Below are 22,221 nucleotides of genomic sequence, written 5' to 3'. Positions count from 1 at the left end.
CTGGCACGATCCGCCGGGCGTGCTTTAGGCCGCCGGCGGGATGTTGTGGTTGTACCGGAACGTGTTGCCCGGGTCCCAGGCCGTCTTGAGGCTGAGCAGACGGTCGTACGCCTCGGCCGTGTACGCCTCGCGGACGTCCGCGGGATCGGTGTGGGCGATGCCCGCCATGAAGTTCAGCATCCGGGTACCGGTCGACCACGGTGCGAGGGTCGCCAGAACCCGGTCGTGTCCTTCGTACACGAGCTCGTCCTCGCCGATGCCGAGGACTCCGGCCGAGTACACCTGGAACTGCGCGGGCCCGTGCGCGACCGCGTTGGGCTCCCGCGGCGGGCGGGACAGGGCGCCGCCGAGATGGCGTACCTCCAGGCTCACCGCGCTCTTCGTACCGGGTCCGACCAGTGCCAGGACCGCCTCGACCGCGCCCTCGTCCAAGGTGGTGAGCTGGAAGTTGTTGATGTAGTAGGAGCCGGGCGTGGGCGGATCGTTGTGGATGCTGCCCACCTGGGTGTACGGGATGTCGGCGACCGTGTCGAGCAGGGTGGGGGCGACCTCCCGGAGTGGCCTGATCAGACGCTCGCCCTCGTCCGGGTCGCCGAGGTAGCACAGGCGCAGGTGCAGGGCGAAGCGGCCGCGCAGCTCGTCGGGGACGCCGTCCACGTCCGGCCAGTCCAGCATGAAGAAGGAGGAACTCATCTCCTCCGGCGCCTCGGCGGCCCACGTGCGGTACAGGTGGAGCACGTCCCGCACCGACTCGGCCGGGAACCAGAGGCCTCCGCCGTACAGACGGGACACCTCCATCAGCTCGACCTCGATCGCGGTCACCACGCCGAAGTTGCCCTTGCCGCCGCGCAGCGCCCAGAACAGGTCCGGGTTCTCCTCCGCGTCGGCGACGCGGAGTTCGCCGTCGGCGGTGACCACTTCGATGCGCCGGACGTGGTCGGCGGCGTAGCCGTAGCGGCGGGAGAGGACACCGATGCCACCGCCCAGGGTGTAGGAGACGGCGCCGACGAAGGGGGCCGAACCGTTCAGCGGGGCGAGTCCGTACTCGGCGGCGAGCGGGATGACGTCCTGCCACAGCACGCCGGCCTCCAGCCGCGCGGTGCGCCGCTCCGGGTCCACGTGCACGCCGTCCATCGCGCGGGTGTCGAGGAAGATCGCGCTCTCGTCGGCGGGCAGGCAGGCGCCGTGCCCGGTGGCCTGGACGGCGACGCCCAGTCCGTGATCGCGCGCGAAACGGACCGAGGCCACCACGTCGTCCGCGTTCGCGACGGCGACGACCAGCGCGGGCCGGTGTTCCACGGCACGGTCGAAGCCGTCCACGTGCTCGTGGTACTCGGGATCGCCCGGCAAGAGCACGGGGCCCTTGACGTCCTCCGCGAGTCGCCGCACTGCCCCCGGGGGCAGTGCCGGTCCGTTCGCCGGGTTCAACTTGCTCACTGGCCTTCCTCTTCCTGGTCGTCTGGCGCTGTGAGGGCGCTGGGGGCGCCCGTGCCGGACATCGGCCCGGGCCCCGCCATGCCGGCGGCGAGCGTACTTCCGTCCCCCGGGTCGATGAGCAGAAACGAGCCAGTGCGCCGGGAGTCCCGGTAGGCGTCCAGGGCGAGCGGTTCGGCCGTGCTCAGGACCACGCGGCCGATGTCGTTGACGGCGAGCCGGTCCGGTGCCGGTTCCTCGTCCAGCAGGCTGGGGCCGAGCCGTGAGGGGATGTCCGCCACCAGGGCGCGCACCGTCCTGGTGGTGTGTTTGAGCAGCACTCGGTCGCCCCGGCGCAGTGGCCGTTCGTGGAGATGGCAGACCGTGGCCTCGACCGTACGGGTCAGTGGTGGCGCCTGACCCGCCGCCACGATGAGGTCGCCGCGCGCCACGTCGACGCTGTCGGCGAGCAGCAGCGTGACCGACTGGGGGGAGGAGGCCTGCCGCACCGGTACGCCCAGGGCGTCGATGCCCGTGACGGTGGTGGCCGACCCGGAGGGCAGCACCGTCACCCGGTCCCCGACGCGGAGCGTCCCCGCGGCGATCCGGCCCGCGAAGCCCCGGTAGTCGGGGTGCGCGGCGGTACGCGGCCGGATGACGTACTGGACCGGGAACCGGGCAGCCGCCCCGGCCGGTTCGCCGGTCGGCGGCACGCTCTCCAGGTGGTGCAGCAAGGTGGGTCCGTCGTACCAGGCGAGCCGGTCGGACGGGGTGACGACCTGGTCGCCGCGGAGCGCGGACATCGGGATCGCGGTCGGCTCCGGGAGGCCGAGTCCGCGTGCCAGCGCCCTGAACTCCCGTGCGACCGCGGTGAACGCCGGCTCCCCGTAGTCCACCAGGTCCATCTTGTTGACGGCGAGGACGACGTGCGGGATCCGCATCAGCGCGGCCACGGCGGCGTGCCGGCGGGACTGCTCCACGACGCCGTTGCGGACGTCGACGAGGATCACCATGAGGTCCGCGGTGGACGCGCCGGTGACCGTGTTGCGGGTGTACTCCACGTGTCCGGGGGTGTCGGCCATGACGAACCGGCGCCGGGGGGTGGCGAAGTAGCGGTGCGCCACGTCGATGGTGATGCCCTGCTCGCGCTCGGCCCGCAGCCCGTCGGTCAGCAGTGCGAGGTCCATGCCCGTGGCGCCGGAGGGCTGCCCGATCGCGGCCAGCTGATCGGTGAGGAGGCATTTGGAGTCGTACAGCAGGCGCCCCGCGAGCGTGGACTTGCCGTCGTCGACGCTTCCGGCGAGGGCGAACCGCAGCAACGTGGTGTCCGTGGGGAGTCGTGGCCCGTCCGTGAGCGGATTCGTGGGTGTCGTGATCGGCACGGCTAGAAGTACCCCTCCCGCTTGCGGTCCTCCATGGCGGCCTCGGAGGCCTTGTCGTCGGCACGGGAGGCGCCGCGTTCGGTCAGCGCGGACGCCGCGATCTCCCGGACGACCTCCGCCGCCGTGGTCGCCTCGGAGTCGACGGCCCCGGTGCAGGACATGTCGCCGACCGTGCGGTAGCGCACCCGCCGCTTCTCCACGCGCTCGCCCTCCCCCGGTCCGCCCCAGTCCCCGGCGCTGAACCACATGCCGTCGCGCCGGAAGACCTCCCGGTCGTGGGCGAAGTAGAGCTCGGGCAGTTCGATCCGTTCGTCGCCGATGTACTGCCAGACGTCGAGCTCCGTCCAGTTCGACAGCGGGAACACCCGGAGGTGCTCGCCCGGCCCGTGCCGGCTGTTGTACAGCTCCCACAGCTCGGGGCGCTGCCGCCGGGGGTCCCAGCCGCCCCACTCGTCGCGCAGGCTGAACACCCGTTCCTTCGCCCGGGACTTCTCCTCGTCGCGCCGGGCGCCGCCGAACACCGCGCGGAAGCGGCCGTCCCTGATGGCGCGCAGCAGGCACGGGCTCTGCAGGGCGTTCCGGCTGCCGTCGGGGCGCTCCGCCAGTTCCCCGCTGTCGATGCGCTCCTGTACCGACGCGACGTGCAGCCGCAGTCCGTGGCGGGCCACCGTCCGGTCGCGGTAGGCGATGACCTCGGGGAAGTTGTGCCCGGTGTCCACGTGCAGCAGGGGGAACGGCAGCGGCGCGGGGGCGAAGGCCTTCAGCGCGAGGTGCAGGACGACGGCGGAGTCCTTGCCGCCCGAGAACAGCAGCACCGGCCGCTCGCACTCGCCGACCGCCTCCCGGATGATGTGGACGGCCTCCGACTCCAGTTGGACCGTGTGGTTCACGCGAGCCCCCGTGCGCTGAGCAGGTCGAACAACAGGCCGGCCGACTCCTCCGGTCGCTGCCGGTGGGCCGGGACGGCGAGATCGGGTGCGCGCGGCGCCTCGTAGGGGTCGTCGACGCCGGTCAGCCCGACCAGGTCGCCCGCGGCCTGACGTGCGTACAACCCCTTCACGTCCCGCTCGGCGCACACCTCGACCGGAGTGGCCACGTGGACCTCCAGGTAGGGGGTGCCGGACCGCTCGTGGTGACCCCGGACGGCCGCCCGGGAGTCGGCGTAGGGAGCGATCACCGGGACCAGGGCGAGGATGCCGTTGCGGGCCAGGACCTCCGCGACCAGGCCGATGCGCTGGACGTTGGCGATCCGGTCCTCCCGGCTGAACCCGAGGTCCGCGGTGAGCCGGGCCCGGTTCTCGTCGCCGTCCAGGACCTCCACCCTGCGGCCCTGCGGCGCCAGCCGGTCGGCCAGCGCCCTGGCGATGGTCGACTTGCCGGAACTCGGCAGCCCGGTGAGCCACACGGTCGCACCGGGCCAGCAGGTGCAGTATGCGGTCGGGTGTCTCATCGGCCACTCCGCGACGTCAGGGGATGGGTGTCGGTGCGTGCGGCGACCGGATGGAGGATCCTCCGCAGGGCCGTGGCCAGCACGTGGTGCCGCCGGGCACCGGTCAGGGGCTCGGCGGCGGTGCAGCGCCAGGCCACGAAGCCGTCCGGCCGCACCAGCACGGCGCCGGCCGGGCCGGTGCCGCAGACTCGGTCGAGGGGCACCGGGGGGCGCAGGACCCGGGCGGTGACCGGGACCGCCAGCTCCCTGGCGACCTCGGCCGCGGTCCGGTTCCAGCCCTCGTCGCCGCCGAGCAGCAGGAACCGCGGGCCGGAGGCGTCCGGTGCGCACAGATCGAGGACGGAGCCCTGCCCGGGACCGCCGTCCCGCCCGGGGAAGAGCGGCAGGTGCGGCAGCCGGGTGCCGGGCGCGCCGGACAGCTCGAAGGTGTCGGGAAGGGCGCCGCCGGGCCCGGCGGCGCCGCCGATGACCGCGCCCGAACGGTAGCGGTAGCCCATGACGACGGTACGGGGATCGCGCATCTCGGTGCCGAGCCGCTCACCCGGGACGCCGTCGAGCAGCAGGGCCTGCTCGGCGGTCGCGACGCCCACCGGACGGCGTTCGGCGTCGTAGCTGTCGAGCAGCGCGGCACCCGCCCAGCCGTGCAGCACCGCGGCGAGTTTCCAGGCCAGGTTGTGCGCGTCCTGGATGCCCGCGTTGGATCCGTAGCCGCCGGCGGGCGGATGCAGGTGGGCGGCGTCGCCGACGAGGAAGACGGGCCCCTCGGAAAAGCGCTCCGCGATGCGGTGCCGGGCCTGCCAGTGGAAGGTCGCCGTCAGCTCCACCGGGATGTCGTCGGTCCCGAGCGCGGCCCGTACCAGCTCCAGGCAGCGCACGGGGTCGGGGTCCCGGCCGGGGCCGCCGACGGCCTCGCTCTCCACGGCCGCCGCCCACCAGTGGTCCGCGTCGAGCTGCATGACCGCACCGGAGAACCCCGGGTTCTCGATCATGCTCATGAAGAACCGGCGGCCCTTGAGCAGCGGGGTGAGGTCGGCCCGGAACAGGATGCTGGTGCGGCGGGCGACCGTGCCCAGGCCGGCCCGCTCGATGCCGACGGCCTCGGGTATCCAGCCGTGCGCGCCGTCCGCCGCGACCAGGTACCGCGCGGTCACGGTCACCGAACGGCCGTCCGCGCGACGGATCCGCGCCACCACCCCCTCGTCGCCCACCGACAGCCCGGTCAGCTCCTCCCCGAAGCGGACGTCCGCGCCCGCCCGCACCGCGGCCTCGCGCAGGAGCGGCTCCGTGCGGTGCTGTCCGCACCAGAACGGCGGGCACGGTCCGGGTACGGAGAGTTCCTCCTCGCCGGTCTCCAGCACCTCGGCGGCGTCGAGACCGGACAGGGAGGGGACGCCGACGACGGTCCGGGGCAGCACCCGGTCCGGTGCGGTGAACACGCGCGGATCGTCACCGGCGACGACCTCGAACCCGGTCGCCGCCACCGCCTCCTGGAGCCCGGCCTCCCGCAGCAGCTCCATGGTCCGCCTGCTGACGTGGGTGGCGCGCGGAAGGGTGGAGGTGCGGGGGCGGCGTTCCACTAGCAGTACCGCGACCCCGGCGCGGGCCAGGAAGAGCGCGGTCGCCAATCCCGTGGGCCCGCCCCCGACGACCAGTACGGTCATGACCGCAGCCACTCTCCTCAGGCCTTGCTCACCAACTGGTCACCGACGACGAGATGATCGAGGTTCATGGTCGCGAAGGCCTCGACGGCCTCCTCCGGGGTCTCCACGATGGGCTGACCCGCCACGTTGAAGGAGGTGTTGAGCAGCACCGGGCAGCCGGTCAGCCGCTCGAACTCGCCCAGCAGCCGGTGCACCGCCGGGTTCTGGCTCTCCTCCAGCGTCTGGTGCCGGGCCGTGCCGTCCACATGGGCCGCCGCCGGGATGACATCGGGGCGGGTGACCCGCGTGACGATCAGCATGTACGGCGAGGGCTGCCCGAGGTCGAAGAACTCGTCACTGCGCTCGGCACGGATGACCGGCGCGTACGGCCGGAACCCCTCACGGAACTTGACGTTCTCGTTGAGGTGGTCGCGCACGGAGGCGGGGAACGGGGCGGCGAAGATGCTGCGGTGCCCGAGCGCCCGCGGACCGAACTCGCTGCGCCCGTCCCACCAGCCCACGATCCGGCCCTCGGCCAGCAGCGCGGCGACCTCCCCCGGCAGGTCCTCGGGGGTGCGGGCGGGCAGTCCCGAGGCGGCGACGGCCGCGCGGGCCCGGGACCGCGGGTACTCGGGACCCAGGTAGGCGTTCTCCAGGGCGGGCAGATCCGCCATCGGTACGCCCTCCAGCTCGTGCAGCCCGTAGTAGGCGCAGCCGAGACTGATGCCGTCGTCCCCGGCGGCGGGCACCACGAAGAGCCGCTCGAACGGAGTCTCCTTCAGGATCCGGCCGTTGGCGACGCTGTTGAGGCCGACACCGCCCGCGATGCAGAGATCGGTCAGCCCGGTCCGCGCGTGCAGGGCGCGGGCGCAGTGCACCAGGGCCCGCTCCAGCACCTCCTGGGCGGCGCGCGCGATGGCCGCCTTGACCTCGAAGTCGGCACCCTGCGCCAGCCGTCCCAGCAGATGCGCGACCTTGCTCGCGGAGATGCTGACGCCGCCCCCTGGCAGCAGGGTGACCAGCTCCGCCAGGTCGTCCACGAACCGTTCGTCGCCGTACGGCGCGAGGCCCATGGTCTTGCCGTCCTCGCTGACCGGGAAGCGGGTCTTCGGCCCGGTGTAGGCGAGTCCGATGGCGAGGCTCGCGGTGCGGTACAGATGCCCGAGCGAGTTGTCGGTCTCGCCGGGCTGGTAGTAGGCGCTCTCCGAGCCGGCGTCGACCACGTGCGCGCCGCTGACCCGGTCGAGCAGCCGTATGCCCCGCGCGTCCGCGACGAAGGAGCTGATGGTCTCCGCCTCCCGGGCGGTGGACCCCGACTTGGCCCCCAGGGTGAGACTGCCGGAGTTGTCGCACACCAGCACCGCGGCCTGGGACATGCCGGAGGCGCCGAACGCGCTGTAGGCGTGCGCCAGGTGATGGTTGATCACCGTCACCCGCCGCCGGAAGGAGTGGTAGAAGGGGCGCGGCACCAGCTCGCAGGCGACCACGTGCTCCACCTCGGCCGCGGTGGAACCCAGCTGCGTCAGGCACGCCTGTCGGCTGACACCCGCCAGCAGATCCGTGCCCAGGCCGTACTTGCTGCGCATGAGGCGTTCCTCGTGCACCGCGACCAGCCGGCTGCCGTCGGTGGCGCAGGAGGCCCAGTCGTGCCCGGATCCCCCTAGTCCTAACACGGTCATTTCGTGTCCTTTCCGGTGTGAGGGACATCGATCGGGACATGCGGCAAGCAGGCGGCCCGGGCCGGGAAAGCGGCCGTGGACGGCCTGACGGTGGTCGAACGGTTCGCCTCGCGCCGAAGAGGAGTCGACATCGCCGGTCCGCGACACGTGCGCCGGCCCGGCCGGGACCGTGAGGAGTGGGAGCGACGTGCGGACAGTCCGCGGACGGCTGCGAGGCCGTCCCATCGGAACGGCGGCGCAGGGGACAACGGGAACGCAAACGGACACTCGCACTGTAGTCAACCGGCGGCGAGCACTGTCAAGGAGACATCCGCTCCCTCACCAGGAGTTGACTGAAACCACCATTACCGAACGGCAGTTGAGAGCCACCCCGTACCCGTGCCACCCGGTCGCTCCCGAGTACCGGCGGCAGAAAGTGCCGGTACGAGGCATTCCCTTTCGGCCAACGTCATCCGCAGGGCATACGCCCCACGAATCTGCATGTAGCGTGCAGAGCTGCGACACGGCATCTGGCCGGTCCGGCACGACCTTGATCCGCCGGACCCGCTCCAGGCCCGCCACGTGCCCGAACCACAGTCCGGCACCGTTCCCACTTCGCAAGCGGCGATCCCCTGTACAGACGAGGGAGCACTGGGTGACGAAGCAGCATCGAACGATAGTGATCATCACGGAGGGCGCGGCTCCCGCCCTTCTGGACCGCTGGTGCGAGGCGGGCGCGCTCCCCGGCTTCGCCCGGCTGCGCCGCGAGGGGGCGCACGGCCCCCTCTCCGCCGAGGGCACCCCCTACGAGCCACCCGGACTGCTCAGCGTGCTGACCGGCAGGCACGCCGCCGATCACGGCTTCTTCTCGTACTGGACCTGCCATGACCCCGAGTACTCCCCGCGGGTCCTCGGCTCCGAGGACCGCCGCCATCCGCTGCTCTGGCAGCACGAGGCGTTCGCCGGGCTCCGGTTCGCCAGCATAGGTCTGTTCGGCACCCATCCGATCGAACCGATGGACGGCGCGCTGATCAGCTACCCGATGCACGCCACTCTGCACGCCTGCCACCCGCGCGACCTGCAGCGCCGACTGGCGAAGCAGGGCATCCGGCCCGTGCACGACGTCTCCATCTTCTGGACCGGCCAGCCGCGCGAGCAGCTGCTCCCGCGACTCCTCGAGGCCGACCGCCAGCGCGGCAAGGCCGCCCTCGCGCTGCTGCCCGAGTCGGACGTCGTCATCGTCAACCTGACCAGCATCGACCGCACCTCGCACATCTACTGGCAGGAACTGGACCACGGCCCCGAACACGACCGTGACAGCGCGGTGTTCGCCGCGTACCGCACCTGCGACCAGGTGATCCAGGACGCCCTCGCCGCCGCGGACGACCACACCGACGTGCTGGCCTTCTCCGAGATCGGCTTCGGGCCGCTGCGCGCCTACTGCTCGATCAACGACCACCTCGCCGAGGCCGGCCTCCTCGCCACCGGTGCGGAAGGCCGCGTCGACTGGTCCGGCACCCGCGCGTTCGAGGCCGTCCAGGGCACCCACGGCATCAACATCAACGTCCGTGACCGGTACAAGAACGGCACGGTCGGCCAGGCCGAGTACGAGCGGGTCCGCGACGAGGTCAGCGGTCTGCTGCTCGACACCGTCAACCCCCGTACCGGACGGCCGTACTTCGCCGCGGTGCGGACCCGTGAGGAGGTGTACCCCGGCACGGCGACCGCGGGGGCGCCCGACCTGATCCTCGAACCCGCCGACTGGCGCTACCTCCCGCTGGGCGACCCCCAGTGGGCCGGACATGTCCACCGGACCTGGCAGAGCGGCTGGCACCGCAGGGAGTCCTACTGGGCCGGGCTCGGCCCGGGCTTCGCCCCGGGCCGCACCGACGACACCCCCGCCGCCCCGGTCGACATCCCGGCCACCCTCGCCACCCTCCACGGCCGCGCCGTCCCGGCCGGCTGGCCGGGCCGCCCACTGGGTGCCTCCGACTGACCGTCCGGGGCACCTCCGCCGCCGGCCGACCGTCGTCCCCTCCGTTCCGTCTCCTTCCCCTGGAGGTCCGAGCATGCGCGACATACGACCACCCGAACGGCGCGAACGCCGCAGGACCGTGACCGATCCCCCGGCCGGAGTCGACCGGGAGGCGCTGGCCGACGGGGCGGCGTACGTCGCGTGGGACCCGCACTCGGCCGACACCCTCCCCCCTGCGGCGCCCCTCGACCGCACCGCGGAGGAACTGCTGCGCGCCGCGCTCACCGAGGGGCTGCTCGGCGGACCCTGGGAGCGCGACTTCCCGCGGTACGCCTGGTACCGCGTCGGCGACGTCGTCCGGGAGTTCCGGCTCGCGGGCCGGACCCCGGGCCGCTACACCGGCTACACCCTGCACCCGAGCGAATGGCCGGAGGGACTCACATGAGCGTGCTGCCCGAGTTCTCGCTCGTCTGGAAATGGCAGGATCCCCCCGCGGACGACCGTGACGAGCGGACCGTGACCTGGGCCGACGTCGAGATGAGCGTCGGCGACCAGACCCCGCTGACCACCGTGGAAGACCCGGCCACCGGCACCGTGCGCCCCTTCACGACCGGCTCGCTGTACCCGCTCGCCGAGTGGATCGCCTTCAACTGGTGGTCCCTGACGGCCGACGCCCGCCCCGGCACCCAGATATCCCAGCTGCGCTTCGCCTACAAGAACGGCGTGGGCGACCAGCGGGGCTCCTGGTGGCGGCGGTCACGCCGGCACGTCATGCGCGCCGCCTGCGACGGATTCCGCTGGCCCGACGTGCTGTTCGTACCCGAGGGACGGCAGACCCGGATCGTGTGGATGCCGGACGGCGGCCCCGACCCCCGGCCCGGCCCCCGCCACCTCGCGCGCGGCAACGTCGTCGTCGGCTCCGAGGCGTTCGCGGAGACTCTGCGCGGCCTGGTCGACGCCGTCGTCGCCCGGCTGGCCGAGTGGGGCGTCAGGGACACCCCGCTCCAGCAGGAGTGGACCGCGCTGCGCGGCACCGGCGAGGACGAGGCCGCCTTCTGCCGTGCCGCGGCCAGGCTCGGCCTGGACCCCTACACGGAGGCGGGACCCTACGTCGACGGCATCCGGCGGGTGGTGCGCGAGCTGCCCGAGCTCCATGCCTTCGACTTCCTCAACGGCGTGCGCCCCGAGCGCGTGACCGACCAGCTCGCCTGGCTCGAACGCGCCCGTGAGGTGGCGGGCACCGCACCGGCCGGGCGTCCGGCCGACCCCGCAGTCGCCGAACTCCGCGAGGTCTGCGCCGACGTCCGCGAGAAGTTCTTCCACCCGGGCCGTCTCGACAACGCCTGGCACCTCGGCTACGAACTCGCCCGCCGGGTCCGCGCCTGGTCCGGGGTGGCCGATACCGAGCGGTTCGAGACCGACGCGCTGCTCACCTACGTCACCGAGCCGACGCCGTACGTCGACCGGGGACTGGTCGCCTTCGGCCGCCGCGAGGGGGCGCACGGGCCGACGCTCGTCTCCAGCCGGCGCTACACCGAGCGGCCCCGGCGCTTCCTCCAGGCCCGCGCCATCTGCCACTTCATCTGCGACAACGACCCCGACTTCCTCATCGTCGCCGCGCACACCCACCGCCAGCACCTGGCCCGCGGCTTCGCCCTCGAACTGCTCGCGCCCGCCCGTGGCGTCGCCGAGCTGCTGGGCCGGCCGGACGGACTCGTCACGGCGGAGGACGTCGAGCAGATCTCGGAGGACTACGGCGCCGGCACCATCGTGGTGGAACACCAGCTGGACAACCAGGTACTGGCCCAGGACTTCCCCTTCACACCGGTGGAACCGACCGTGGTGCGCGCCGTACCCCGCTATCCGCTGGGGACGGTTCGATGAGCGGCGCGACGGACGAGGTCTTCCCCTATCCCGCGGGCCCCGGCGGCACCGTGCCGCCGCAGTACGCACGGCTGCTCGCCCAGGAGCCGGTCTCCCGGGTCCGGCTCGCCGACGAGACCGCCATCTGGCTCGTCACCCGGGACGCCGACGTACGGACGGTCCTGACCGACCCCGTGTTCAGCCGGGCCGGGGCCGCCGCCCTGCCGGGGACCGGCTTCGGGCGGGGCCAGGGCACCGGGATCGTGGACCTCGACCCGCCCCGGCACACGGCCTTCCGCACCCCGGTCGCCGCCGCTTTCTCGGCCGGGCGCGCGGCCCGCTGGCGGCCCCGCGTCGAAGAGATCGCCAAGCAGCTGGCCGAGTCCCTCCGGGACGGCCCGGGTCCCGTCGACCTGGTGGCCTCCTACACCGCTCCCTTCGCCGGCCGGGTCGTCTGCGAGCTGCTGGGGTTCGACGGCGACCGGTGGCCGGAGATCACCGGCGACGTCCAGACCCTGCTGCTGTCCGGCGGCGCCGACGGACCGGAGCAGGACGCGAGCCGGGCCCGTCTGGCGACGGCGTTCACCGGCCTCCTCGACGAGCGCCGGGCGCGCGAAGGCGACGGCGACGACGTGGCGGGTGTGCTGCTCGGCCTTGACGAACCGGACGCCGAGGGCGGGAAACTGACCGACCAGGAGCGGGTCCTCCTGCTCCACGGGCTGGTCATCTCCGGTTTCATCGGAGTGCGGGACCTGCTCGCCCGCCACCTGTACGCCGTGCTGGCCGACCCCGGCATCCGGGACCGGCTGGTGCGGCGGCCGGAGCTGATCCCGGGCGCCGTGGCCGAACTGCTGCGGTTCTACCCGTCCAGCAACGACGGTCTGCTGCGGACGGCGACCGAGGACGTCGAGCTCTCCGGGGTGCGCATCCCGGCCGGGGCGGCGGTGCTGCCCCTCGTCTCGGCCGCTTGTCGGGATCCGCGCGTCCTCGACAAGCCCGACGAACTCGACGTCGAGCGGCCGAGGACGCCCACGCTCGCCTTCGGCGCCGGACCCCACCGGTGCCCCGCCACCGACCTGGTCCTGATCCAGCACGCCGCCGGCATCGGCGGGTTGCTCGCCGCCCACCCCCGCGTCGGCCTCGCGGTGGAGCCCGGCGATGTGACGCACACGTCCGAGCTGCTGCCGCTCGGGGTCGCCGCACTCCCGGTACGGCTCGGCACAGCCCCGTGACCGGGCAGGCCGCGCCCGTGTCGCTGTGGTGCGTCCGCACCGCCCGGGCCCCGGACCGGACGGTGCGCACCGCCCGGCTGCTGCTGCCGGCGGCCGAGCGGGCGCGGATGGCACAGCTCAGGTCCCCGGCGGACAAGGACGCGTTCGCCCTCGGCCAGGCCGTGCTGCGCCGGTGCCTGGGCGACCTCACCGGCGAGGCCCCCCGGGCCCTGCGGTTCACCCGGCAGGAGAACGGGAAGCCCGAGCTGGCCGGAGCCGCGCGGGCCTCGGGCCTGGCCTTCAACCTCTCGCACACGGCGGGGCTCGTCCTGCTCGCGGTGACCGGGGGCGGACCGGTCGGCACCGACGTCGAACGGGTACGAAGGGTCGCCGCCGCGCGGATCGCCGCCCGTCACTTCCCCGCCGACGAGGCCGCAGCCGTCGAGGCGCGCGCCGGCCAGGAGGCCTGGGACCTGTTCTTCCGGCTGTGGGTGCGCAAGGAAGCCTGCGTCAAGGCCTGGGGCGGGCGGCTGCGGGAGGGCATGCGGACCCCCGTACGCCTGGAGGACCCCGGTCCGGCGGCCGTGCGCGGCCCGGACGGGCGCGAGTGGCGGGTGTGGGAGCCCGCCGACGTGCCCGCCCCCTACCGGGCCGCTGTCGCCCTGCCCCGGGACACCCGCCCCGGGGCACTGACGGTTCGGCGGACGAGCGTCACCGAACTGCTGGAGGGCCGCCCGGCCGCTCCCTGACCGCACCGGACGCGTGGACCGATCAGACGGAGGAGGAGACAGATGGCAGAGCACTTCCCGAGGTACGTGGACGGTGCCCCCGCCCCGGCCGGGGACGGCGCGGTCTTCCGCACGTTCGAACCGGCCACCCGCCGGCACCTCGCCGACGTGCCGCGGTGCGGCCCGGCGGACGTCGGGACGGCGGTGGCGGCGGCCCGCCGCGCCTTCGACCACGGCCCCTGGCCGCGCATGGCGCCCGGCGAACGCGCCTCGGTGCTCCGCCGGATCGCCGACCGGATCACCGCCGAGTCCGGCCGCCTCGCCGAACTGGAGGTCCGCGACAACGGCACCACCCTGCGCAAGGCCCTCGGAGCCGACGTGCCGGGGGCCCGCGCGGCGTTCGCCTGGAGCGCCTGGTGGGCCGAGGGACTGCCCGGGCGCCTCGGCCGTCCCGGCGCCGCCGGCGACCGGTCGCCGCACTACTTGCGCTGGCACCCGCTGGGCGTGGTCGCCGCGATCGTGCCCTGGAACCTGCCGCTGCTGCTGGCTGCCTGGCGCATCGCCCCGGCCATCGCCGCGGGCAACACCTGTGTGGTCAAACCGGCGTCGTTCACCTCGGTCACGACCCTGGAACTGGTCCGGCTGATGCACGAGTGCGGTCTGCCGGCGGGTGTCGTCAACGTCGTCACCGGTCCCGGCGGCACCACGGGGGACAGCCTGGTGCAGGCCCCCGGCGTCGACCTGGTGGCGTTCACCGGCTCGGACGCCGTGGGAGAGCGCGTACGTGACAGGGCCGCCGGGAGCGGGGTCGGCACCCGGCTGGACCTCGGCGGCAAGTCACCCAACGTGGTGCTCGCGGACGCCGACCTCGACCTGGCCGCCGCCGGTGCGGCCTGGGGCGGCTTCCTGCACAACGGGCAGGTGTGCATGGCCGGTTCGCGTGCCGTGGTGCACACCGACGTGTACGACGAGTTCGTCGACCGGCTGGCGGAACGGGCCGGCGCCCTGTGCCTCGGCAACCCGCTGGACCCGGACACCGACCTCGGCCCGCTGGTCTCCCGCAACCAGGCCCGCACCGCCCGGCACTTCACCGGACGCGGTCTCGCCGAGGGCGCCCGGCTGGTGTGCGGCGGCCGGATGCCCGAGCCCGGGGAACTGGCCGAGGGGCTGGACCCGGGTGCCTACTTCCTGCCGACCGTGCTCGCGGACGTGTCGCCCGGGGACACCGTGGCGCAGGAGGAGATCTTCGGCCCCGTGCTGTCCGTGCTGCGTGCCCGCGACGACGCCGACGCCGTCCGCATCGCCAACGCCTCCCGGTACGGGCTGAGCGCCGGCGTCTGGTCGGCGGACGCCGGACACGCCCGTACGGTCGCCGAGGCCTTGCGGGCCGAGCGGGTGTGGGTGAACGACTACCGCCTTGTCGACGTCGACCTGCCGCCCGGGGAGAGCGTCCCGGCCGAGACCGCCTGGGACCGGGTGACCAACGAACTCGACGCGTACCGGCGCCGCCAGGTCGTCGTCGACAGCACCGACGGACCGCCCGGCCTCGCCCCCACCCCCTACCACCTGCTCGGTTCCGAACGGCCGCAGACCGCTTCCCTCCCCCGGAGCACCCCGTGAAGATCGGCATCGCGCTGCCCAACACCGTCCCCGGCGCCACCGGCGCACTCCAGGTCCAGTGGGCGGTACGGGCCGAGGAGTGCGGCTTCTCGTCCGTCGCCGCGACCCACCGGCTGTGCTACGCCGGCCACGAACCGCTCGCCGTGCTGGCCGCGGCGGCCGGGGCCACCTCGCGTATCGGGCTGTCCACCAACATCCTCGTCGCCCCCCTGACCACCGCCGCGGTGCTGGCCAAGGAGGCCGCCACCGTCGCCTCCCTCTCCGGGGACCGGCTCACGCTCGGCCTCGGGCCCGGGGTGCGCGCCGACGACTTCCAGGCGGCCGGACGGGACTTCGGGAGTCGGGCCGCCGTGTTCGACTCCCAGCTCGCCGAACTGTCCCGGCTCCGCGCGAAGGGCGACACCGGTGAACTTCCGGGTACTGTCCCGCCGTTGCTCGTCGGCGGGGTGAGCGGGGCCGCCGTACGGCGGACGGTGCGCTGGGCCGACGGATGGACAGCGCCCGGGCTGGAGCCCGAGCGGGTGGCGCCCTGGGCGGAGGAGGTCCGCACCGCGTGGGACCGCGCGGGCCGCGCGGGAGGGCCCCGGCTCGTCGCGCTCTCCCGGTTCTGGCTCGGTGAGGACGTGGCCGAGGAGGCCGCCGTATTCGTCCGGGAATACTTCGGGGTGCTCGGGGACGAAGCCGAATCCTTTGTCGCGAAAACCCCGCGCACACCGGAGGACATCCGGGACCAGGTGGACCGGCTGGCCGCCGCGGGGTTCGACGAGGTCATCTTCCATCCGACCGCGGCACGGATCACGCAGGTGGACCGGCTCGCCGAGGTCCTGCTGTCCTGAATTCCGCCGGGGTCCCCTTCCGTGCATGCCGTCCCGCTGATAAATTCTACATATGTCTGCCAATCTGACGAGCAATAAGCTCAAGGCTGCGCAAGACCTTCAGGAATTCGGCTACTGCCTCCTTGAAAGCCCCGTTTCCGAGTCGGAGTTCACGCAACTCAGAAAACGCCTCCTCGACGTGGCGGAAAAGGAACGGGAAGACGGCAGCGCCTTTCTCTACGACGGCGGAAACCAAAGGGTGTTCAGCCTGCTCAACAAGGGCGAGGAATTCGAACGCAGCGTCCGGGACCCCGTGGTCCTGGAGCTGATGGAGGAGGTGCTGGGCTTCAACTTCCTGTTGTCCAGCACCCACGCGAACATCGCCGGCCCCGGCGGCGCGTCCATGAACATCCACGCGGACCAGACGTTCGCCCGGCCCCCCTGGCCGCCGTACGCGCTCGTCGCCAACAGCATGTGGATGCTGGACGACTTCACCGAGGACAACGGTGCCACCCGGCTGGTCCCGGGCAGCCATCTGCTCTGCCGGCAGCCGGACTACGACCGCGGCGAGGGGGACGCGCGGACGATCGCGGTCCAGGCCCCGGCGGGCAGCGTCATGATCTTCGACGGGCGCCTGTGGCACCAGACCGGCGCGAACGTCACCGACCGGCCCCGGCACGGCATCCTGAACTACTACTGCCGCGGCTACGTGCGGCAGCAGCAGAACTTCTTCGCCGGGCTGAAGCCGGAGGTCGTCGAGCGCTCTGACGAGCGGATGCGGCGGCTGCTGGGTTTCGAGAACTACTTCGCCCTCGGACTCGCAGACGGTCTCGAATGAGTACGGAGGCCATGGACGTCAGCCGGTTCCTCCGGACGCCGGGTCCTGACCCGGTGCTGCGGCTGGTGGTACTGGAACGGGGCAGCGCCCTCGTGCCGGTGCTGCGGCCGGTGCTGCTGCCGGAGGCCGCGGTGCTGTCGGCCACCCCGGGAGAACCGCTCCCGCCCCCGTCCGGGACGGTCGGTGGCCTGCCCTGGGCGCTGCTCGCCTTGGCGGCCGGCGGCCCGGAGGACGAGACCCTGCCGGCCGCCGTGGTCGACGCGGTACGGGCGGCGCAGGCGGCCGGGACACCACCGGCCCGGGTGCTGATCGGCTCGGAGCGGCCGCACCTCACCGGGGACGCGGGGGCACCGTGCGGCGACCCGTTGCCGTGCCCGGTCACCCTCCTGTCGCCCGAGCCGGACGCGCGGGCGGTGGAAGTCTGGCAGCGGCTCTCGCCGGACGGCTTCACCGTCCGCCTGCTCGGACCGGACGCCTGGGCCCCGGACCGGGGCCTGCCGGTCACGGCCCAGCTCATCAAGGAGGAACTGCGCGTCTGGCCGGCGTGACGGTGGGCCGGCCGGCCGGAGAGTCCGGCCGGCCCACCCTCACGCCGTCAGGATCCCGTACAGCTCCTGCGGGCTGCACGTGCGGAGGTCGAGGTCGGGCGGGAGGTCCAGGCCCAGTTCCTCCTCCAGGAGGATGGCCAGTTCGATCATGCGTACGGACTCCACGGAGACCTGGGTGCCCAGGGGGACGTCCGGGGCGAGGTCCGTGTCCTCAAGACCGAGACCCGTCACGACGGCGGTCACGAACTCGGTCATGCTCGGCAGGCCGGTCGATTCGTCGGTCACGGCCGGATTCTCCTCTCGCTCGTGAACCGGCGGCACGGTGCCCCCGGGACGGCCGGGTGCGCGCAGCGGGACGTCCTGCACGTAGGGAAGGCCGAGGCGCAGGGCGGTCTCGGCCTTGGTCAGCTCGCCGCCCAGGTATCCGGCGTGGGACGCGTCGGTGATCACCCCGGCCTGCAACAGCCCCAGGAGCATGGACTCCGCCCGGACACCGGTCATCTCGTGCCGGGGGTTCAGGGCGTTGTCGTAGTGCCGCAGGACGATGCGCCGGGCACGCCGGTCCAGACTGATGACCACGAAGCCTTCCAGTACCTGGCTGAGCCCGACGCGTCTGCCGCCCGCCCGCAGCCGGCGGAAGCGCGGCGCGGGGCCGTCCGCCCCGTCCGCGCGGGCCCGGCCGCTCGGGGCCGGTGGTGGTGGTGCGGCGCGGATGCGTCCCCGGAGCTGCCGCACGATCTCGCCGAGCACCGCCGAATCGCCCTCCCCGCGCGCGTCCACGACCTCGAGCCGGGACCGGAGCCGCTCGACCTCGTGCAGCGGGACGGAACGGAGCAGCGGCAGGTGGCCCGCCGCTCCGACGATCCTCCGAAGCTCGGGGTCGACCCCGTGCCGGAACAGGGCGAGCAGGCTCTGTCCGGCGAGGAAGCGCGGCGAGTCCCGGCCGCAGACGACCAGCCCTCGGATCGCGGGCCGGCGGGCGAGGGTGCGCACCAGCTCCTCGATCCCGAGGTTGGCCGTCATCAGCGTGCCCGCCAGCGCCACGCCGGGCAGCATGGAGAGGGGTTCCACCAGGTCCCGGCTGCTCAGGGTGCAGACCGCGACCTCGCCCCTTCCGGGGCCGTTCACCATGTGGCGCCCGAGCCTTCGCCGGTGTAGTTGCGCGCGAGGCCGCCCGGACGTACCGGCGGCAGCGTGGAGCTGATCTCGGTCACCCGGGCCCCGAGCCGGGTGAGCCGCTTGCCCACCCGCAGCTGCTCCGAGCGCAGTTGGCCGAGGCGGTCGCGGAAGTACTGCTCGACCTCCACGATCTGGCGTTCCTGCTTGTCGGAGTCCAGCGAGTCGTTCAGCACCGCGTCGAGGTTCGCCATGAAGAAGGCGTAGTTGAACTGCCCCATCTCCTGGCGGACGGCGTGCACGTACTCCTTGAACGCCTCCATCACCTCGTCCACGCCGGGCAGCTCCCGGAAGCGGCGCTGCAGCCGGGAGATGAAGGTCTGCATGACCACGTTGTACGTCTCGAACTCGAAGACCGCGGACTGCTCCGTGATGACCCCGCGCCGGTGGTAGTCCTCGTTGTTGTAGAGCCGGGCGAAGTGCTTGGCCAGCAGCCCGACCTTCTCGTCCGCGAAGGAGTAGCCGTACGGGTCGAGGCTGTCGCGGTAGCTGCGGTCGAGCAGGCCGTCGGAGTCCAGACGGCTCACGATGGCCGTCCCCGGGTAGATCTCCAGCCGCTCGGTCATCCGGCGCAGGTTGTGCCCGGCGTTGTCCCGGAGGAACCGGGCGTTGGCCGTCAGGGAGTCCACGGTGGTGTACGGATGGAACGGGATGAAGCCCATCGCCAGGTAGATGCCGTGCTCGCGCAGCATGCGGATGATGGTGACGTTGTCCTCGACGGTGGCGCGCTTCTCCCACAGCAGGAGTTCCTCGGCCGTGCCCGCCTCGATGCCGACGTTCACCTTCTCCAGTCCGGAGGCGGTGAGCAGGTCGAGCAGCGCGTGGTCCTCCGGTGTGTCGTGCCAGTTCTCGGCCCGCATGCAGACGTTGTAGTAGATGTCCAGGCCCCGGTCGAGGATGCCCTGGGCGATGGCGGCGGCCCTCTTCTTGCCGACCCGGCCGCCGTCGGGGTCCTCGAAGGTGGAGTCGACGAAGTCGAAGGTGCGGAAGTTGTGCCGCTCGACGATCTGCGCGATCTCCTCGACGATCTGCTCGGGCCCGCGCCCGCGCCACGCCTTGCCGGCCTGCACCCGGTTCTTCAGATGGGGCGCCGAGCAGAAGGCGCAGTTGGCGACGCAGCCTCGACTGGTGCTGACCCGTATGTACTCCAGCTTGTCCCCGTGCTGGCTGAGCTGGTCCCGGGCCGGGAACGGCAGTACCTCCAGGTCGTGGATGAGGGGCCGGGCCGGATTCTGGCGGATGCCGCCCTCCTCGTCCCGGTAGCAGATGCCGGGGCAGTCGGTCAGCGGCTCCTTCAGGTACAGCCGCTGGGCGAGGTCGAGGACGGTGGGCTCGCCCTCGCCGACGGCGACGATGTCCGCGTACGGGTTGTTGAGCAGCACGTCCCGGCCGGCGAACGTACCGGCCGGGCCGCCGCAGGCGATCGGGGTGTCCGGCAGGGCCTCGCGCAGCTGGCGGCACAGGTTGACGCAGCTGGTCACGTTGAGGCTCATCAGCGTGAAGCACACCAGGTCCGGCTGGTACTCCCGCAGATGGTCGACGACCGCCGCGTGGTGCTCGTCGCCGTGCTCCACCTCCCGGATCTCGGCGGAGAAGCCGACGTGCCGCAGGGCGCTGACCATGTAGGCGACGCCCAGGTGCTCCGGCGACATCACGAGGTCGCCGTCCAGCAGGATGAGGAAGCTGACCTTGAACGAGGCCGGATCGGTGATGCGGGGGTCGAGGGAGAGCTCGAACTCTCCCGGCTTCCGGCGGGGGCTGCGCGTTTCGAGGGTGACGTCCTGAATCATCGGCTCTCCAGGGAGGCGGGGTCCGGGCGCTCAGGCCGGCTCGTCGGCGGGCTCGCCCTTCGGCATCCGGCTGTTGACGTACTCGGCGAGCAGGTCGAGGTCGTCGATCAGCTTGATCGAGAGGTCCTCGTCGGCGATCTCCACGCCGAACTCGCTCTCGACCCAGATCAGGAACTCGATGGTGTTGATCGAATCCAGCCCCAGCGACTGCACGAGCCCCTTGTCCGGGACCTCGGACGCTTCTATGGGCAGTTCGAGCGACTCGACGAGCACCTTGCGCAGCCGGACCTTCGTCTCCTCTGACGCCATGTCGCGCATCCCTTCGTGTCGGTGATCGGTCACAGGTAGCCCATCTCCCGCAGCCGGCTACTGGTGTAGTCGTCCTCGCCGGGGCCCTCGGCCACGTTCGCCGGGCCGGGTGCGGACGCGGCGGTGCCGGGCAGGACCAGGTGCCGGAGCGGTCCGGGGACGGGTACGTCCTCGGTGAAAATCTCGGTGCGCGGGCGGCCGTCCACGTCCGACGGCCAGGCGGCCCCGAGGTCCGTCAAAAGCGTCGGCATCGCGTCGGCCAGCGGGATCGTGCCGGGCCGCCGACCCGGTCGGACCCGCGGCGAGCGCTGCGCCCAGATGCCCTCGTGCCGGTGGAGTCCGGTCTGGGCGCTGGGAGTCCACAGCGTGCCGGTCAGCGAGGTGACCGGCAGCACGGACTCGTCCGCCGGGACCAGCAGCAGGTCGGGGGCGCGCTCGGCGTTGCCGCCCGGGTACGCCTCCTGCCGGGGCAGGACCGCCCGGAACACCGGCTCTCCGGTGGGGCCCTTCACCCCGCCGAGCAGCTCGGTCACCTCCGCCGTGACCCGGTCCCGGTCCCGGGGGGCGACCGTACCCCGTGTCTGCCTGGCCCTCAGGTTGAGATTGAGGCCGTAGGAGCCGGGGACCGGCATGTAGACGGCGGTCCGGGCGAAGTCCACCCGCCGCCCGCCGTCGGCGAACCAGCTCGCGGTGCCCTCGGCGGGTCCGTCACCGGGCTCGGTGGCGAGCAGGCCCGCCTCCTCCAGTACCTGGTGCACGGAGAAGGCGTACCGGCCGCGGCCCAGGCCGTGGTCGGAGACGAGTGTCACCACGGTGTCCTCGTCCACCATGTCCAGCAGCTCGCCCACGGCGTCGTCCAGCGCCCGGTGGACCCGGGTGAGGGCCCGTTCCCAGCCGCTGTCCGCGGGGGCGCCCTCGTGCCGGGGATGCGCCGCGTCCTCGTAGTGCCAGTAGTGGTGCCCCACCCGGTCGGCCTCGGTGAGGACGACCATGACGACGTCCGTGGGCCGGGTGGTCATCAGATGCCGGACGGACCGGATCCGGGCCTCGACATTGCGCTCGGCCTGGTCCAGATAGCCCATGTCGCCGTGGAACATCGTGGCGAGGTCGGACTGGAAGTGCGCTCTGGCCGTGGCGAGTTCGCGGAGCAGCGAGTCGGGGCGGCAGTGCCGCAGGGTGCGCTCCAACGGCCAGGTGATCTGGTAGCCGGGCAGGTCGGCCGGCGGGTGGGACATCGGGATGTTGACCAGCCCGAGGGTGTACGACTGGGCCGCCAGCCAGTCCCAGGCCGAGGACCGGCCAAGGTCGCCGGCCTGGGTGATCCGGGCGCCGTATCCGGGGTCCTGGGTGTCGTAGAACTGGTAGATGCCGTGGTTGCCGGGGTCCGCCGCACTGACGAAGGTGGACCAGCCGGGAGCGGTGTGGGCCGGCCAGGTGCAGGTGGTCCTGCTGCTGGCCGAGGCGGTCAGGAGACGTTCGATGTGGGGGAGCAGTCCGCGCTCCACCAGGGGGTCGATGAGATCGAACGTGCCGCCGTCGATTCCGATGACGAGGGCGAGCGGGGAGGGTGGCACGGGATTTCCTCCAGCTGTGGCGCTGGGTGATTGGACTTGACCGTAACACTGAAGCAATCCGTCATTATGTGAAAGGCCTCGCTCGGGGAACCTTGACCGAAAATCGAGGATCGGACGGCCTCGCGCACTGATCGGCTCGTGCTCCGTCATTCGGTTCTGTTCCACCACAGACGTGCGTGGCGAGCTCCGCCAGGACATCCCGGAACCCGGATCAACAGCCGTCCCGTTGTG

19 protein-coding genes are annotated in these 22,221 nt (G+C 72.7%); 9 read left to right on the top strand and 10 right to left on the bottom strand.

The window, feature by feature from the left end; all coding sequences use genetic code 11:
* Nucleotides 1-24: 24 nt before the first annotated feature.
* The 6 genes from ABT034_RS07790 to ABT034_RS07765 are packed head-to-tail and all read right to left on the bottom strand — an operon-like array spanning nt 25 to nt 7,564.
* Nucleotides 25-1,437 carry an FAD-binding oxidoreductase gene (locus ABT034_RS07790; RefSeq protein WP_351212392.1) on the bottom strand — a complete coding sequence of 471 codons (1,413 nt, stop codon included), beginning with the start codon at nt 1,435-1,437 and terminating at the stop codon, nt 25-27.
* The gene (locus ABT034_RS07785; RefSeq protein WP_351212636.1) at nt 1,434-2,789 is read right to left on the bottom strand and encodes a sulfate adenylyltransferase subunit 1; all 1,356 of its coding nucleotides are present in this window, start codon (nt 2,787-2,789) and stop codon (nt 1,434-1,436) included. The genes ABT034_RS07790 and ABT034_RS07785 overlap by 4 nt, the downstream gene beginning before the upstream one ends.
* An 8-nt stretch (nt 2,790-2,797) precedes the next feature.
* A complete protein-coding gene (cysD, locus tag ABT034_RS07780; protein ID WP_351212390.1) occupies nt 2,798-3,685 on the bottom strand; it encodes a sulfate adenylyltransferase subunit CysD in 888 nt (295 codons plus the stop codon).
* Nucleotides 3,682-4,245: an adenylyl-sulfate kinase gene (gene cysC / locus ABT034_RS07775; protein ID WP_351212388.1), complete on the bottom strand. Its 564-nt coding sequence runs from the start codon at nt 4,243-4,245 to the stop codon at nt 3,682-3,684. Before cysC ends, cysD begins: the two co-directional genes overlap by 4 nt.
* Complete coding sequence (locus ABT034_RS07770; protein WP_351212386.1) at nt 4,242-5,906, bottom strand: FAD-dependent oxidoreductase; 1,665 nt, start codon at nt 5,904-5,906, stop codon at nt 4,242-4,244. The genes cysC and ABT034_RS07770 overlap by 4 nt, the downstream gene beginning before the upstream one ends.
* Before the next feature lie 17 nt (nt 5,907-5,923).
* Nucleotides 5,924-7,564 (bottom strand): carbamoyltransferase family protein, encoded by a 1,641-nt coding sequence (locus tag ABT034_RS07765; protein WP_351212384.1) that lies wholly within the window; start codon nt 7,562-7,564, stop codon nt 5,924-5,926.
* 634 nt (nt 7,565-8,198) lie between these two features.
* On the opposite strand from ABT034_RS07765, the gene ABT034_RS07760 reads away from it, so the two are divergent.
* The 9 genes from ABT034_RS07760 (at nt 8,199) to ABT034_RS07720 (ending at nt 17,141) form a co-directional block, all read left to right on the top strand.
* Nucleotides 8,199-9,539 (top strand): alkaline phosphatase family protein, encoded by a 1,341-nt coding sequence (locus ABT034_RS07760; RefSeq protein WP_351212382.1) that lies wholly within the window; start codon nt 8,199-8,201, stop codon nt 9,537-9,539.
* 73 nt (nt 9,540-9,612) lie between these two features.
* Nucleotides 9,613-9,963: a hypothetical protein gene (locus ABT034_RS07755; RefSeq protein ID WP_351212380.1), complete on the top strand. Its 351-nt coding sequence runs from the start codon at nt 9,613-9,615 to the stop codon at nt 9,961-9,963.
* Nucleotides 9,960-11,402, top strand: coding sequence for a M78 family metallopeptidase domain-containing protein (locus tag ABT034_RS07750; protein ID WP_351212378.1), 1,443 nt, complete (start codon nt 9,960-9,962; stop codon nt 11,400-11,402). Before ABT034_RS07755 ends, ABT034_RS07750 begins: the two co-directional genes overlap by 4 nt.
* Nucleotides 11,399-12,613, top strand: coding sequence for a cytochrome P450 (locus ABT034_RS07745; protein ID WP_351212376.1), 1,215 nt, complete (start codon nt 11,399-11,401; stop codon nt 12,611-12,613). The genes ABT034_RS07750 and ABT034_RS07745 overlap by 4 nt, the downstream gene beginning before the upstream one ends.
* On the top strand, nt 12,610-13,341 hold the full coding sequence (locus ABT034_RS07740) for a 4'-phosphopantetheinyl transferase family protein (RefSeq protein ID WP_351212374.1): 732 nt from the start codon (nt 12,610-12,612) through the stop codon (nt 13,339-13,341). The genes ABT034_RS07745 and ABT034_RS07740 overlap by 4 nt, the downstream gene beginning before the upstream one ends.
* A 42-nt stretch (nt 13,342-13,383) precedes the next feature.
* Entirely contained in the window at nt 13,384-14,940 is a 1,557-nt protein-coding gene (locus ABT034_RS07735; protein WP_351212372.1) for an aldehyde dehydrogenase family protein, read from the top strand.
* Nucleotides 14,937-15,776: an LLM class flavin-dependent oxidoreductase gene (locus ABT034_RS07730; protein ID WP_351212370.1), complete on the top strand. Its 840-nt coding sequence runs from the start codon at nt 14,937-14,939 to the stop codon at nt 15,774-15,776. The genes ABT034_RS07735 and ABT034_RS07730 overlap by 4 nt, the downstream gene beginning before the upstream one ends.
* 52 nt (nt 15,777-15,828) lie before the next feature.
* Complete coding sequence (locus tag ABT034_RS07725) at nt 15,829-16,593, top strand: phytanoyl-CoA dioxygenase family protein (RefSeq protein WP_351212368.1); 765 nt, start codon at nt 15,829-15,831, stop codon at nt 16,591-16,593.
* Nucleotides 16,590-17,141, top strand: coding sequence for a hypothetical protein (locus ABT034_RS07720; RefSeq protein WP_351212366.1), 552 nt, complete (start codon nt 16,590-16,592; stop codon nt 17,139-17,141). Before ABT034_RS07725 ends, ABT034_RS07720 begins: the two co-directional genes overlap by 4 nt.
* Before the next feature lie 39 nt (nt 17,142-17,180).
* Here the strand turns inward: ABT034_RS07720 and ABT034_RS07715 are convergent, their stop codons facing one another.
* Genes ABT034_RS07715 through ABT034_RS07700 form a run of 4 tightly spaced genes read right to left on the bottom strand, consistent with a single transcriptional unit; the run spans nt 17,181 to nt 21,990 of the window.
* A complete protein-coding gene (locus ABT034_RS07715; RefSeq protein ID WP_351212364.1) occupies nt 17,181-18,272 on the bottom strand; it encodes a DUF4346 domain-containing protein in 1,092 nt (363 codons plus the stop codon).
* Nucleotides 18,266-20,107, bottom strand: a complete 1,842-nt coding sequence (locus ABT034_RS07710; RefSeq protein ID WP_351212362.1) for a B12-binding domain-containing radical SAM protein — start codon at nt 20,105-20,107, stop codon at nt 18,266-18,268. The genes ABT034_RS07715 and ABT034_RS07710 overlap by 7 nt, the downstream gene beginning before the upstream one ends.
* 30 nt (nt 20,108-20,137) lie before the next feature.
* Nucleotides 20,138-20,416, bottom strand: a complete 279-nt coding sequence (locus ABT034_RS07705) for an acyl carrier protein (RefSeq protein WP_351212360.1) — start codon at nt 20,414-20,416, stop codon at nt 20,138-20,140.
* Nucleotides 20,417-20,445: 29 nt separating this feature from the next.
* The gene (locus ABT034_RS07700) at nt 20,446-21,990 is read right to left on the bottom strand and encodes an alkaline phosphatase family protein (protein WP_351212358.1); all 1,545 of its coding nucleotides are present in this window, start codon (nt 21,988-21,990) and stop codon (nt 20,446-20,448) included.
* Between the last annotated feature and the right edge of the window lie 231 nt (nt 21,991-22,221).

Origin of the sequence: Streptomyces sp. NPDC002773 (assembly GCF_040295605.1) — a bacterium.
Classification (GTDB): Bacteria; Actinomycetota; Actinomycetes; order Streptomycetales; family Streptomycetaceae; genus Streptomyces.
Note: the sequence above shows the minus strand (reverse complement) of the source record. Positions and strands in the feature narration are given on the sequence as shown.

Excerpts from the sequence above, each read along its gene's own strand:
- cysC (WP_351212388.1), bottom strand. The coding sequence starts at position 4,245 with ATGAGACACCCGACCGCATACTGCACCTGCTGGCCCGGTGCGACCGTG.
- ABT034_RS07770 (WP_351212386.1), bottom strand. The coding sequence starts at position 5,906 with ATGACCGTACTGGTCGTCGGGGGCGGGCCCACGGGATTGGCGACCGCG.
- ABT034_RS07765 (WP_351212384.1), bottom strand. The coding sequence starts at position 7,564 with ATGACCGTGTTAGGACTAGGGGGATCCGGGCACGACTGGGCCTCCTGC.
- ABT034_RS07755 (WP_351212380.1), top strand. The coding sequence starts at position 9,613 with ATGCGCGACATACGACCACCCGAACGGCGCGAACGCCGCAGGACCGTG.
- ABT034_RS07750 (WP_351212378.1), top strand. The coding sequence starts at position 9,960 with ATGAGCGTGCTGCCCGAGTTCTCGCTCGTCTGGAAATGGCAGGATCCC.
- ABT034_RS07745 (WP_351212376.1), top strand. The coding sequence starts at position 11,399 with ATGAGCGGCGCGACGGACGAGGTCTTCCCCTATCCCGCGGGCCCCGGC.
- ABT034_RS07735 (WP_351212372.1), top strand. The coding sequence starts at position 13,384 with ATGGCAGAGCACTTCCCGAGGTACGTGGACGGTGCCCCCGCCCCGGCC.
- ABT034_RS07725 (WP_351212368.1), top strand. The coding sequence starts at position 15,829 with ATGTCTGCCAATCTGACGAGCAATAAGCTCAAGGCTGCGCAAGACCTT.
- ABT034_RS07720 (WP_351212366.1), top strand. The coding sequence starts at position 16,590 with ATGAGTACGGAGGCCATGGACGTCAGCCGGTTCCTCCGGACGCCGGGT.
- ABT034_RS07715 (WP_351212364.1), bottom strand. The coding sequence starts at position 18,272 with ATGGTGAACGGCCCCGGAAGGGGCGAGGTCGCGGTCTGCACCCTGAGC.
- ABT034_RS07710 (WP_351212362.1), bottom strand. The coding sequence starts at position 20,107 with ATGATTCAGGACGTCACCCTCGAAACGCGCAGCCCCCGCCGGAAGCCG.
- ABT034_RS07705 (WP_351212360.1), bottom strand. The coding sequence starts at position 20,416 with ATGGCGTCAGAGGAGACGAAGGTCCGGCTGCGCAAGGTGCTCGTCGAG.